General features: G+C 63.0%; 12 protein-coding genes. 4 read left to right on the top strand and 8 right to left on the bottom strand.

Features of this window, described 5'->3' with window-relative positions:
• Positions 1-82: 82 nt before the first annotated feature.
• From A4R29_RS21240 to A4R29_RS21205, 8 genes are all read right to left on the bottom strand, one after another.
• Positions 83-1,096: a substrate-binding domain-containing protein gene (locus A4R29_RS21240; RefSeq protein WP_013530261.1), complete on the bottom strand. Its 1,014-nt coding sequence runs from the start codon at positions 1,094-1,096 to the stop codon at positions 83-85.
• A gap of 44 nt (positions 1,097-1,140) precedes the next feature.
• The gene (locus A4R29_RS21235) at positions 1,141-2,109 is read right to left on the bottom strand and encodes an ABC transporter permease (RefSeq protein WP_063172820.1); all 969 of its coding nucleotides are present in this window, start codon (positions 2,107-2,109) and stop codon (positions 1,141-1,143) included.
• 31 nt (positions 2,110-2,140) lie between these two features.
• Positions 2,141-3,664, bottom strand: a complete 1,524-nt coding sequence (locus A4R29_RS21230; RefSeq protein ID WP_024502257.1) for a sugar ABC transporter ATP-binding protein — start codon at positions 3,662-3,664, stop codon at positions 2,141-2,143.
• Positions 3,665-3,725: 61 nt separating this feature from the next.
• Positions 3,726-4,613: a sugar phosphate isomerase/epimerase family protein gene (locus A4R29_RS21225; protein ID WP_013530264.1), complete on the bottom strand. Its 888-nt coding sequence runs from the start codon at positions 4,611-4,613 to the stop codon at positions 3,726-3,728.
• A 415-nt stretch (positions 4,614-5,028) separates the two neighbouring features.
• Complete coding sequence (locus tag A4R29_RS21220) at positions 5,029-5,658, bottom strand: HAD family hydrolase (protein WP_032898848.1); 630 nt, start codon at positions 5,656-5,658, stop codon at positions 5,029-5,031.
• Complete coding sequence (locus A4R29_RS21215) at positions 5,658-7,178, bottom strand: FGGY-family carbohydrate kinase (RefSeq protein ID WP_063172819.1); 1,521 nt, start codon at positions 7,176-7,178, stop codon at positions 5,658-5,660. Before A4R29_RS21215 ends, A4R29_RS21220 begins: the two co-directional genes overlap by 1 nt.
• A gap of 163 nt (positions 7,179-7,341) precedes the next feature.
• Complete coding sequence (locus A4R29_RS21210) at positions 7,342-8,142, bottom strand: BtpA family protein (RefSeq protein WP_024502261.1); 801 nt, start codon at positions 8,140-8,142, stop codon at positions 7,342-7,344.
• A gap of 39 nt (positions 8,143-8,181) precedes the next feature.
• Positions 8,182-9,042 carry a DeoR/GlpR family DNA-binding transcription regulator gene (locus tag A4R29_RS21205; protein ID WP_013530268.1) on the bottom strand — a complete coding sequence of 287 codons (861 nt, stop codon included), beginning with the start codon at positions 9,040-9,042 and terminating at the stop codon, positions 8,182-8,184.
• A gap of 166 nt (positions 9,043-9,208) precedes the next feature.
• Here A4R29_RS21205 and A4R29_RS21200 point away from each other — a divergent pair, with 166 nt between their 5' ends.
• From A4R29_RS21200 to A4R29_RS21185, 4 genes are all read left to right on the top strand, one after another.
• Positions 9,209-10,009, top strand: coding sequence for an SDR family NAD(P)-dependent oxidoreductase (locus tag A4R29_RS21200; RefSeq protein WP_024502263.1), 801 nt, complete (start codon positions 9,209-9,211; stop codon positions 10,007-10,009).
• A 174-nt stretch (positions 10,010-10,183) separates the two neighbouring features.
• The gene (locus A4R29_RS21195; protein WP_013530270.1) at positions 10,184-11,359 is read left to right on the top strand and encodes an ABC transporter ATP-binding protein; all 1,176 of its coding nucleotides are present in this window, start codon (positions 10,184-10,186) and stop codon (positions 11,357-11,359) included.
• Entirely contained in the window at positions 11,356-12,186 is an 831-nt protein-coding gene (locus tag A4R29_RS21190; RefSeq protein WP_013530271.1) for a carbohydrate ABC transporter permease, read from the top strand. The genes A4R29_RS21195 and A4R29_RS21190 overlap by 4 nt, the downstream gene beginning before the upstream one ends.
• Before the next feature lie 95 nt (positions 12,187-12,281).
• Positions 12,282-13,577 (top strand): ABC transporter substrate-binding protein, encoded by a 1,296-nt coding sequence (locus tag A4R29_RS21185; RefSeq protein ID WP_082827473.1) that lies wholly within the window; start codon positions 12,282-12,284, stop codon positions 13,575-13,577.
• Positions 13,578-13,592: the final 15 nt, after the last annotated feature.

Raw genomic sequence — 13,592 nt, 5'->3', positions numbered from 1 at the left:
CTGATGTCGGAAGCAAGCAATTCCCGTTGCGCCGGACGCGAAGGAGAATGCCGCGAGCGAGCGGCATCCTCCTGTTGGAGCGTCAATTGCCGACAAGCACCTTGTCGACATTCTCGGAGGTCACCGCCAGCCACGGCACGTAGTAATGCTGGTCCTTGCCGTCGTTCCAGGCGAGCTTGCCGCCGTTTACGTCCCAGACAGCCGCGCGCGGCTTGTAGCTGTCGCCGACGATCTTGTGCAGCGCGAGGTCGATCGCCCCTTGCGCCTGTCCGTTGGCATCCTGGAGGATGGACATCGACTGTTCGCCACGCTTGACGGCTTCAAGCGCGTCCTTGATGCCGTCCACGCCGGCGACCGGAACCGTCTTGGGATCCAGGCCGTGGTTGCGGATGCCCTCGATGGCGCCGACGGCCATCTCGTCGTTTTCGGCCAGGACGCCCTGGATCGCATCGCCATGCGAGGTCAGGAAATTCTCCATCAGCGTGATGGCCTCGGCGCGTGACCAGTTGGCGGTGTTCTGCTCCAGGATGGTCACTCCGGGATTTTCCTTCAGCACCTTCTGGATCCCTTCAAGCCGCTGTACCTGGGCCGACTGGCCCAGCATCCCTTCCAGGATCACGACCTTGGCCTGCGGGCCGGCCTTGTCGATCACCGCCTTGGCCAGCATTTCGCCGGCCTCGACATCGTTGGAATTGATGTAGGCGTCGTAGAGCGCGGTGTTGGAAACCATCGTGTTGGAGCCGAACACCGGGATGCCGGCTGCCTTCGCGCGCTCGATCGGTTCGTTGCCGGCGTCGATGTCGACCGGGATGAAGATGATCGCGTCGTATTTTTCGGTGATGGCTGTGTCGAACAGGTTCGACTGCGTCAGCACGTCCTGGCGACCGTCGAGAACTGTCAGCGTGGCGGTACCGTCCGCAAGCGCGGGGTGCGCCTTGGCGGCATCGGCCCACAGAACATTGTACTCGGTGTTGAGGCTCTGGACGATCGCCGCGATCTTCAACGTCTTGGCGTCGGCCGAACTCCCCCCGAACACCATGCCTGCAAGGGCAAGGCCGGCCGCTGCTCCCATCAGGAAGCGTCTTGTCGTCTTCATGTGCATTTCCTCCATGTTGCGTGCGGCCGCGCCGCTTGCGCCTGTTACTCTCTCCCGGCTCGGGAGCGGTCGATCAGCACCGCGAGGACGATGATCGAACCCTTGATGATCTGCTGGTAGTATGAGGACACCCCCATCAGATCGAGACCGTTGCTGATCATGCCGATGATCAGCACGCCCACCAGCGTATAGCCGATGCGGCCGATACCTCCGGTGAGGCTTGTTCCGCCGATGACCACCGCCGCGATGGCATCGAGTTCATAGCCGATGCCCGCCTGTGGCAGGGCGGACGTGGTGCGGGCCGTCAGCATGACACCCGCGAGACCGGCCAGCGCGCCCATGATGACGTAAACCGAAAAGATGATGCCGGTGGTGTTGATGCCGCTCGTCTTCGCGCTGCGCGGGTTTCCGCCCACCGCATAGACCCGTCTTCCGTAAATGGAGTAGCGCAGGACGATCGCCGCGACAGCGAAGACGACGGCGAAAATGATCACCGGTACCGGTATGCCGAGCACGAGACCCTGGCCGAGCCAGCGGAATTCGAGGCTGAGATTGGGAATCGGGCGGCCGCCGCTGTAAAGCAGCGTCGCGCCGCGCGCCACGCTCAGCATTCCGAGCGTGGCGACGAAGGCCGGCACCTTGAAGTAGGCGATCAGCCCGCCATTGACGGCGCCGCAAAGCGCGCCCACGGCGACGCCGGCCGCGACTGCTAGGAGCGGATTGAACGCATCCGCGCCGGTGACCAGGCTGGCCGCCACGGCGCCGGCCAGCGCCAGGAGCGAACCGATGGAGAGATCGATGCCGGCCGTCAGGATCACGAAGGTCATGCCGACAGCCAGCACACCGTTCATGGAGACCTGCCGCAGAACGTTCAGCAGATTGTTGGTGGACAGGAAGTTCGGCGACGCCAGCGACAACATGACGAACAGCAGGATAAACGAGATGACGATGCCATAACGGGCGATGAACTTTCCCAGGCTCATGCCGCTCATGCTTTGACTGGCGGATACCATTGGATTCTTCTCCACGAAATGGATCGTCTGGCTAGGAAGCCAGATGAACGAGGGTTTCCTGGGTGGCCTCGGGTCCGGCGACCTCGCCTGCGATGCGGCCCCGGCGAAAAACAACGATGCGATCCGCATTGGCGAGGATTTCGGGCACCTCGGACGAGATCATCAGCACGGCGTTTCCCGCCTTCACGAAATTGCCGAGGAAGGCATAGATCTCGCGCTTGGCGCCTTCGTCGACGCCGCGTGTCGGCTCGTCGCAGATCAGGATCCTGGGGTTGGTGTCGACACAGCGCGCAAGGACAACCTTCTGCTGGTTGCCGCCGCTAAGGGATTGCACCGGGAGATCCGGCGACGCCGTCTTGATGGAGAAGCGCTTGATGTGCTCGACCACGCTCCTGGCTTCCGCCGATCCGTTCATGAAGCCCTTGCGCGCATAATGCGGCAGGTTGGCCACGGTGATGTTGTGGGCGACCGACGCGGTCAGTGACAGGCCCGTCTGCTTGCGGTCCTCCGTGACCAGCGAAATGCCGGCGCCGATGGAATCGGCGGGCGTCTTGAGATCGATGGGCTTGCCCTCGATCAGCACCTGGCCGGAATCCCGCGGCTCGTTTCCGTAGAGCGCATTCACGAACTCGCTGCGACCGGAGCCAAGAAGCCCGTATATACCGACGATCTCTCCCGCATGAACGGTCATGTCGATGTCGGCGAACTTTCCCTTCGATGCAAAGCCGCGGGCTTCGAGCAAGGGTTTCTGCGGGCCGGTATCCTTCGGTTCGCGATGATGGTCCAACAGGTCGCGGCCGACGATCGACCGGATCAGGCCCTTGCGGTCGATTTCGGAAATCGATCCGCCGCCTACGAAACGGCCGTCGCGGAAGACCGTATAATCGTCGGCGATCTCGAAGATCTCGGTCAGGCGGTGCGAGACATAAATGATGCCTACGCCCTCCGCGGTCAGAGTGCGGATCGCGTCGAACAGCATCTGCGCCTCGCGCTCGCCAATGGCCGAGGTGGGTTCGTCCATGATCAGGATGTCGCTGCGGCGGCTGATTGCCTTGGTGATCTCGACGAGTTGGGCCTGCGCGATCGAAAGATCGCGCAACCGCGCACCAGCGGGGATGTTGAATTTCAACCGCGCCAGGATCGCCTCCGCGTCGCTTAGCATGCACTTGTCGTCGACGAAGAAGCGGCCGCGCCGCTGTTCGCGGCCGAGATAGAGGTTCTCGGCGACGGTCATGTCCAGGAACGGGCTAAGCTCCTGGGTGATGATGGCGATACCGGCATCGAGCGCCTCGGCGGGGGAGGAGAAATTCACCTCCCGGCCTTTCACCGTGACGGATCCGGCGTCGCGCCGCAGCATCCCCATCAACACGCCGAGGAAGGTGGACTTGCCGGCACCGTTGCCACCGCACAAGGCATTGACCGTCCCGGCGCGCAACCGAATCCGCCCGTCGACCAGGGCGGGAACGCCTGCAAAGCTCTTCGCGACATTTTCGGCGCTGAGGAGAAGCGGCGCGGTGGCGCCGTTCTCGTTGGTGATAGCTTCGTTCTGCGTCATCTTCCCGTCCTCCTCGGGATGAGATGGCGCGGGCGCTTGTCGGCCCGCAGCCCTTTCGTCTTCAGGCAGCCTTGTTGATCTCGGCCCGGCGCACGGCTTCTTCCCAACGGCTTTCGATGAAAGCCTTGGCATGCGCGGCGAGCGGATTGTTGTCGGTCCAGGTGTCGCGCCAGATGCCGCACACACGCGACAGGGCTTCATCGACGATGGCGCTGGAGAAGCTCTCGAAGGTGACGTCGCGATTGTGGAAGCCAATGTCCACCAGCGCGGAAAAGATGCTCGCGAAATCGATCGTACCGGTGCCGAGATAGCCGCGGTAGTTCTCGTTGAAGTGGAAATAACCGAGCTTGTCCCCAGCCAGACGGATCGCCTCGGCCTGGCTCGCCTCTTCGATGTTCATGTGGAACGTGTCGAGATGCAGGAAGACGTCGTCACGGCCGGTGTCCTTGATGAACTTCAGGCCTTGCGCGGTCGTGTTCAAGAGGTTGGACTCGAAGCGGTTCACCACTTCCAGAACGATCTGCACGCCGCTATCCCTGGCCACCTCGGCTGTCGCGGCGATGGCGTCGGCGCTGTTCATCCAGCCGGTTCGCGTGGGCAGCCCGTCATACTTGCCGTGCATCGAATAGAGAATGCCGCCCAATCGGATGCCGCCGATGTCGCGGACCGCCTTGACCGCGTCGGACAAGAGCGCCTTTCCCTTGGTGACCACGGCCTTGTCCTCGCTCGAGACGTCCGCATCCGCCGACAGGCCCATGGTGACCACGATCTCGATGTCCAGTTCCTTGGCTTGCTTCGCCAGGCGGTCGAGGTCGAATTTCTCGGGCCGCAGATAAGCGAACTCGATCAGCCGGTAACCATGATCCGCCGACTTGGCGAGTGCCATTTCCAGGCCCTCCTGGGTCAGGCCGTTTGTCCAGACAAATGAATGGATACCAAGACGCCGCATTCAGATCCTCCGATGATTAAGTTTGCATGTTAAAGATACAAACTTGATCCTGAATGCCTAAAATTCAGCTTCGGCGCAAGAGGAATTCTGGCATTGGTCGGCGCGAGCCAATCATGCCGGATTAAAAAAAGTTGGAAAACAAACAGTTGAGAGGCATCATGGAGATGGGAAAAAATTTTCTCTGACCCATGCGAGAAATGGGATATGCAGCTTTTGACAACAAATATCCCGTCACTTGCGCAGACTGAGCGGCATGGACCGCTCGCTCGGCGAGACGCAAGGCGAATGCGGAACGAGCGGAACCCGGTCCAACGTTCGTCAGTTCCTGCCAAGGCATTCGCTTGGGACCAGCCGGCGGACGCCCGATCCTCCGGCTTGCCCAAGCGCGCACCCGGACGCGGCGACGCGCAAACCCTCAGCCGGGAAACAGGTCCAGGATCGACGACAGACGGTTGGCACTGAGATCGATGTCGCTGAGCGGGCCGCCGCTGGGGAGATAGCCAACCACGAACAGACCGGCGGCCCGTGCGGCCTTGGTGCCGGTGCGGCTGTCTTCCACAGCGACGACGGATCCCGGAGCTATGGCGAGCTGCCGGCAGGCCTCGCGATAGGGCGTTGGGTCGGGTTTGCCGACCGAAACGTCGTCGAGGCTGATTGTGAGCCTCATATGGTCGAGCACGCCGAGCGCATCGAGATTGGCATTGACGACTTGCCGGCCGGAATTTGACACGCAGACCTGCGGGACGCCGCGGTCAGCCAGGGTCCGGATCGTCTCGACCGCCTCGGGGATCGGGATGGCGTCCGCCCGGTTGGCGACGTAGTGGGCATTGATGGCGGCGAGCCACTCCGCCTGGTCAAGCCCGACTGGGAGGCGCGGACGCAGCATTGTCCAGACGTCGCCCATATGGATGCCGCGAAAGGCCTGGTCGGGCAGGTCGTCAAGATCGACGTTCCAGTTGCGGCAGCCGGCGAGGAGAGATTGATGATGCAACGGCTCGCTGTCGATCAGCGTTCCGTCGATGTCCCAGGCGACGGCGCGATACATCACGATGGCGATCCCGCTTTGGTCGCGCCAGGAGCCGATAGGCGTGCATAGAGATCGCGATAGCGGCGATAACCCTCGCGGTAGATGTCGGCCTTGCGCGGGTCGGGATCGAGCCGGTCGGCGAAGCTGACGAAACCGGAAACGCCCGACCAGTCGTCGGTCAGGCCGGTGCCGATCGCCGCCGTCCAGGCAGCGCCGATGCAGGAGCCGGGGTGCCCGGTCAGGCGTTGGACCGGCTTTTGCAAGACATCCGCGACAATCTGCATCCAGACCTTGCTGCTTGAGCCGCCGTCGGAGGCGAGATAGCGCTCGGTCCGATGGCCCATGTCGTTGAGCACCTCGACATGATGCGCGATGGCAAAGGCATAGGCCTCGAGCAAAGCGCGCCAGACATGGCCGATATCGTGCGACAGCGTCAGACCGTCGATCACGCCACGGGCCGCTGGATCATGGATCGGTGTCTTCTCGCCAAGGAAATAGGGCAGGATGATGAGGCCGTCGGCACCGGCGGGACGCTCTGCCGCCAGCGCATCGAGCCGCTGGTGTACGGAAATACCCTCGGCCTGTGCCGCGGCCATCTCGCCGCCGGCGAAATTGCGTACGAACCAGTTGAGGGCGGAGCCGCCTGTCGACATGCAGCCATTGGGCATGAACAGGCTCGGCACCAGGTGATAATCGAGATACATGCGCGGATCGGGCTTGATCTGATCGGTAGCGATCAGGATATCGACCGAGCCGCCGAATTTCAGGAGGACATCGCCCGGCTTGGCGACGCCGGCGCCAAGCGCGGAGGCGATCATGTCGGCTGCACCGCCGACGACCGGTGTCCCCGCCATCAGGCCGGTCTCATTGGCGGCCTTCGCCGAGACGGAACCGAGGATCTCATGCGAGGCGATCTTTCGTGGCACGGCCGAGCGCGGTATGTGCGCGAGCGCCACCAGATCATCGTCGATCCGGTGCGTCGAAACATCGACGAAGCCGGCCTCCAGCGCCCAGTTCTGCTCGACCGCACGTTCGCCGGTGAGGCGCCAGTTGATATAATCGTAGGAGCCGAAAACGGTGGCGATGCGGCTGAACACCTCCGGCTCGTGACGCTCAATCCAGCGCAGCTTTGCGGTGACGAGCTGTTGGTTGATGCCGTTGCCGGCCTTGGCGATGAAAGCCGTCTCATCGCATTCGGTCCGCAGTTCGGCCACTTCGGCGCCACAGCGGCCGTCGCTCTGCTGGATGCTCGGCCGCAGCACTTCGCCCTTCTCGTTCAGAAGAACGACCGCCGGCAGCATGCCGGTGGTGCCGACCGCCACGATTTCCTCGGCCTTGATGCCGCTGGTCCTGAGCAACTCCTGCACGATGCCGCGGACATTGGTCCACCATTGCGCGGGATCTTCCTCGGCCCAGCCCGCATGCTCGGAATGCAGCGTGACGGGGCGCGAGGCGAGGCCCAGCACCTGATCGGGAAGCCGGATCAGGATGCCGATCGTCGAGGTGGTGCCGATATCGAGACCGAGAACGAACGCCATGTCGAATCCATTGAAATGCTGGGAAGGGCAGGCAGGCGAAACCTGTCTGCCTCGTTGTGTCGCACTGCTCGATACCAGTCGATCATTCCGGACGCCGGCCTGCAACGATCGATATGATCACCGCGAGCCGGCGCGATGGCCGGCATCGCCGTGGAAGCCGTCCTCAGCGCAAAGTGGCGACAACATCCATGAAGCGCTTGACCCGATCGCCGTCGACGGCGTTCCAGGTATTGCCACCGATCTTGAAATGGGTCCCGATCACGACGCCGCTCGCCAGCGAAAGGACGTCGCGGACATTGTCGATGTTCACGCCGGTGTTGGCGAAGACCGGCACGTCCTTGATCGTCTCGCAGACGCTGCGCAGGTGGGACTGGTCGGCCGGCTGGCCGGTGATCGGACCGGAGACGAGGATCGCGTCTGCCATCGACGAGAACACCGCGCTCTTGGCACGCAATTCAATCGGGCGCTGGTCGAGCGAGTGTGCGAACTCGGCATTGATGTTGAAGAGAAGCTTCATGTCGTCGCGACCAAGGTTGTGCCGCAGGCGCGAGGCGGCGGCGCAATCGGGCTCCCACAAGCCCATATCGGAAGCGAACAGGCCGGTGAAGATCTCGCGCACGAAACGGGCTCCGGTGGCAGCTCCGATCGCGACGCTGGCAGTCGGATCCCAGAGATAGTTGACGCCAAACGGCACTCTCAGCTCGGGCTTCACCGCCTGGACGATGGCAGTCATGGCGGCAATGCCCTCGGGCGGCGCCTTGAAGACATAGGGGCGGTCGTTCTCGTTGCCGAACATGATGGCATCGACGCCGCCGTTCTGCAGCTTGCGGATGTCGGAGAGTACGCCATCGATCAGCTTGTCGAGGCCGCCATCGGCATCATAGAGGGGCGTTCCCGGCAGGGCACCGATATGTGCCATCGAGATGACAGCCTTCTTCTTGTCGCCGAAAAATTCAAATACCATCGAGTCTTCTCCTTGGGGATAAAGTGAAAATGGCGCGCCTCAGTCGCGCGTCAGTGGCGGCGCGATGCGCAGGTCGACCTTGGCCGCGGCGAGCGCCGCGACGATCTTGGCCGGCGGCTCGGCATCGGTGATGAGGATGTCGATGTCCGACAGTGGCGCTATCCGCACCAGCGACATGCGCAGGAATTTGGCGGAATCGCACAGGACGATCTTGGTGCCTGACCGCCTCAGATAGGCGCGCTTCATATCGGTATCATCGAAGGAATAATCGAAGAGGCCGTCCGCTGTGATACCGGAGACGCCGATCACGGCGACATCGAACCACAGCGCCTCGAACTGGGCGATGGCCGCAGGCCCGCCGGTCGACATCTCGTCGGCCCGTACGCGGCCGCCGGCAACATAGACTTCGGGCACACCGCCATTCAGCGCCGCCGCGATCCTGAGGCTGTTGGTGAACACCTTGGCGTGCGGAAGGTCCCTGAGGTGCTCGGCCATCAGATAGGTGGTGGTGCCGACATCCAAAGCGATCGTGCGGTATCCCGAAACCAGCGCGGCCGCGGCCGCGGCAATCGCGGCCTTCGGGTCGCGGCGCTGGCGCAAGCGCGAATCGAAACTCGGCTCTTCGCTGTCCATGGCGACCAGCGGCGGGTTGTCGGCCTCGATCGCGCCGCCATGGATTCGGACCAGCCTACCCTCGCGTTCCAGTTCGACGAGATCGCGGCGGATCGTCATGTCGGAAACGGCAAGTTCGGCCGCTGCCGCGGCGACGGTGAGCGACCCCGTCCGGCGCAGCAAAGCCAGGATGCGTGCCTGCCGGTCGTGCGCGAGAAGGCGCTGACGATCGGCGTCGCGCGGTGCGCCATGCGGCGATGTCTCAGGAAGGGTGGTGTCGTCTGCCATCGATGTATCCGGTGGGTAAGCCGCCGACGAAGCGGTCTGCTGATCTTCACACTACCGCATGATCAAACATTTTCAAACAAAAATATGTTTGCAGTGTTCGATTTTATTGGTATGCATCTCGATATCAACAAAATGCGTTCCGCCATCAAGCAGAGAGAATACGACCATGCCGGCTGTCTCCGTCACGCCTCCCGTGCTTGCCGAACTCGCGGGCAAGCGAGCCTTCGTGACGGGCGGTGGCGCGGGGATCGGCCGGGCGATCGCGACCGCCCTGACGCGGCAGGGCGTCGCCGTGGCGATCGGCGATCTGGATCCCAAGGCGGCACGTCAGGCGGCTGAGGAAATTGGTGGCGGTGCCGCCGCCGTCACGGTCGATGTCCGCCGCCGCGATTCCGTCGAGGCGGCCTTCTCCACCGTACTGGAAGCGCTTGGCGGCTGCGACATCCTGATCGCCAATGCCGGCGTGTCCACCATGCAGCACGCGCTCGATCTGACCGACGAAGAGTGGGACTTCAACTTTTCGGTCAATGCCCGCGGTGTATTCCTGGCAAATCAGATCGCTGGACGGCATTTTGTCAAGCAGGGCACGGGCTGCATCGTCAACACCGCCTCGCTTGCCGCGAAGGTCGGTGCGCCGCTCCTGGCGCATTATTCGGCATCCAAGTTCGCCGTGCTCGGCTGGACGCAGGCCTTTGCCCGCGAGCTCGCGCCCAAGGGGATACGCGTCAATGCCGTCTGTCCGGGGTTCGTCAAGACCGGCATGCAGTCGCGCGAAGTCGAATGGGAGGCGCATCTGCGGCAAGTCACGCCCGAACGGGTGGTCGCCGACTATATTGCGCAGACGCCGCTCGGCCGGCTCGAGCTGCCGGAGGATGTCGCCGACGTCGTCGTGTTCCTCTGCTCGGATCAAGCCCGCTTCATGACCGGCCAGGGCGTCAACGTGACCGGCGGCGTCTACATGACCTGACGGCTTTCGGCGGCTGTAGCCGGATACTGATGCGGGCACGCGCCTATCCAAAAAAGTGAACACATATGATCAGAAGTTAGGCTTTTAATGTTATATTTTGTTCTAGAAGATGACCGTTCGCTCGACTTCGGCCTTCGGCGTCAGCCGGGTCAGACGGGTTCATGAGGAAAGTCTATGGCGTCTATCGAGCTCGATCGCGTTTCCAAGCTCTACGGCAATGGCAATTACGGGGTGCATGAGGTCGATCTCACCATTCCCGATGGTGAATTCGTGATCTTTCTCGGTCCGTCGGGATGCGGCAAGTCGACGACGCTGCGGATGATTGCCGGTCTGGAGAGTATCTCCTCCGGCGATCTTCGCATCGGTGGCAAGAGCGTCGCCAATGTCGCGCCGCGCGACCGAAACGTCGCCGTGGTGTTCCAGAGCTACGCGCTCTATCCGCACATGTCGGTGCGGCAGAATATGGCCTTCGGGCTGAAGATGCGCGGCACCGACGCGGCGGTCATCGATGCCAAGATTGCAGACGCCGCTAACCTGCTCGGTCTGCAGAATCTTCTCGGCCGCAAGCCGGCAGCGCTTTCGGGTGGCCAGCGGCAGCGTGTCGCGCTCGGCCGGGCGATCGTTCGCGAACCGGCGGCCTTCCTGCTTGACGAACCGCTGTCCAATCTCGATGCGCAACTGCGTGCCGAGATGCGGCTCGAACTCGTGAAGCTGCACCGGCGCCTCGGCCGCACCATCGTCCATGTCACCCACGACCAGGTCGAGGCGATGACCATGGGCGACCGCATATGCATCATGCGCGATGGTCGCCTGATTCAGGCCGGCCGGCCGCTTGAAGTCTATGCCGACCCGGTCAACACCTTCGTCGCACGCTTCCTGGCGACGCCGCCGATGAACCTCATTCCGGCCACGCTTCAGGCCGCACCTGGCGAAGGGCTCTCCGTCCTGACCGACAGCGGTGCCGTGCTTGCCGTCCCCGCCCGCCACCGCAACGCTTATGGCGAGCGTGCCGGGCGCCGCGTCATTCTGGGCGTGCGGGCCGAGGATTTCCACGAAAGCCCCGACAAGCCGGACTGGCAGAAGATTGCCGTACGGGTTGTGGCCGTCGAGGCTCTCGGCGCCGAGAACGTCCTGATCGGCCAGATTGCCGGTCACGCCACCGGCAGGGATGATGCTCACCCCGCGGGGGGCGACAAGCCGTTGGAGATCGCCGCCCGCCTCAGCCGTTATTTCACGGCGCCCGTCGGCTCGATGGTCGAACTCTACATCGACCCGCTGCCGATGCACCTCTTTGATCCCGAAACCGAACTGGTCATCGCGCGGCCGAGCCTCATGGGGGCCACGCGATGACCAGCATGGACAGAAACGAACGGCCGGCCTTTCGTCGCCGCTTCGGCTTGCATTTCGGGCTGATTGTCGTCTGCGCCATCGTGCTGCTGCCGCCGCTCTGGGTGCTGCGGACAAGCTTCGTCCCCGAGCAGTTGTCCTACAGCAACGAGCTGATGCCGGCCTTTACGACGGACAATTATTCGGCGCTGCTGTCGAGCCGCTTCGGTCAATCCTACCTCAACAGCCTGATCGTCGCGCTCGGCTCGGTTCTGCTCGCATTGCCTTTTGCCGCCACGACCGGCTATGCCTTCGCCCGCTTCCGCACGGGCGGTCGTTGGGCGCGTTTTGCCGTTCTGGCGACGCAGATGTTGCCGCCCGTGGCGCTGGTGCTGCCGACCTTCACGCTGTTCCGAAGCCTGGAGCTCAGCAATTCGCTGACGGGGCTGATCATCGTCTATGCCGCGCTCAACCTGCCTTTCCTGACCTGGATACTGATGGGCTTCTTCGAGGGCATTCCAGTGGATCTGGAATGGGCGGCGATGACCGACGGCGCGACCGCCTGGGGCGCCTTCTGGCGTATTGTCCTGCCGGTGTCGATGCCCGGTATCGCGGCCGCCGGCGTGCTTGGCTTTATCCTGGCGTGGAATGAGTTTTTGTTTGCCCTGGTTTTGAGCGGGCCGAAGACGGCAACCATACCGGTTGCGCTTGCGGCGTTGCAGACCTCGAACGGCGTCCAGATCGCCAAGGTTTCTGCCGGCGTCGTCCTTGCCATCCTGCCGCTGGTCGTGGCTTCCCGCTTCATCCAGCGTTTCATCGTCCAGGGCTTGACGTTCGGCAGCGTGAAATAGGCCGGCCGCTCCGAGAGCCGACATGGCTCGCTAGCCGGTTATGAAATCGTGGCGGGATCACCGCCGCGTCCAGAGGGAAAGAGGAGTAGAGAGTTATGACTTGGAACAAGCAGACCTTGATCAAAATGCTGATGACGGCCGTGAGCGGGGCAGCTGTTGTCAGCGCATCGCTTCCGGCCAGGGCGGCTGAGCCCATCACCTTGCACGCCTTGATGGAGGACGTGCCGGAAACCAAGATCATTGAAGCGCTGTTGCCCGAATTCGAGAAGCAGACCGGCATCAAGGTCGAGTTTGAGAAGATCGGCTATCCTGACATGCACGACAAGCTGGTGTCGCAGCTGACCGCGCCGCAGAGCTACTACAATGTGCTCGAGGTCGACTTCCTGTGGGCCGGCGAATTTCCGGCGGCCGGCTGGCTGGCCGACCTGAAACCCTTCGTCGAGAAATCCAAATACGATCTGAGCCCCTTCATTCCCTCGACGCTTGACCTGCTCGGCCGAACCGAGGACCAGCTGTTCCTGGTGCCCATGTACAACTACTCGATGGGCCTCCTCTACCGGAAGGACCTGATCGGCGACGAGAAGCTCAAGGCCGCCTACAAGACGGCAACCGGCAAGGAGCTCGCTTTGCCGACGACGCTCGAAGATTATGTGGCGATTTCCAAATTCATGAAGGCCAATGCCGGTGTCGCCGGGGCCGCGATGCAGGGCCAGCGCGGCGATCCCAACAGCATGGAATTCTCCAACTACCTGTTCTCCGCCGGCGGCAGCTATCTCAATGCCGACGGCAAGGCGAGCCTCGACACGGCAGAGGCCAAGAAGGCGCTCGATCTCTATGTCGACAATATCCAGCACGGCGCCCAGCAAGGTGCCGTGTCGGCGACGCTCGACGACACCATGCGTCTGATGTGCAGCGGTTCCGCCTTCAGCATGGTCACCTATTGGTGGATGCTGCCGCAGATGGACGATGCCGTGAAGTGTCCGACGGTCGCCGGCAAGGTCGGCCTGTCGGTGATGCCGGGCGGCCATGGCGAGAGCGGCGGCTGGGGCTGGGGCATTCCCAAGAACACGTCGCCGGAAGAGCAGGAAGCCGCCTGGACCTTCATCCAGTGGGTGCAGAGCAAGGATGTTTCGGTGAAGCGCGCGCTCGAGGGCCACGCGCCCGTGCGCAGCGATGTCTATGCCGATGCGGCGGTGCTGGCGAAATATCCCTTCTACAAGACCGCCCAGGATGTGGTGGCGACCGGCAAGTCGTTCCCGATCTTCACCTATTCGGCGCAATACGAGGATCTGCTCGGTACCCAGCTTTCGCTGGCGGCTGGTGGCCAGGCGACATCGGACGCGGCGCTGAAGGCAGCTTCCGACGGCCTGCAGGGGCTCCTCGACAAATAGCGGTCCGGCTCGGCA

The sequence above is a fragment of the Mesorhizobium ciceri biovar biserrulae genome (assembly GCF_001618845.1).
Lineage (GTDB): Bacteria > Pseudomonadota > Alphaproteobacteria > Rhizobiales > Rhizobiaceae > Mesorhizobium > Mesorhizobium ciceri.
Note: the sequence above shows the minus strand (reverse complement) of the source record. Positions and strands in the feature narration are given on the sequence as shown.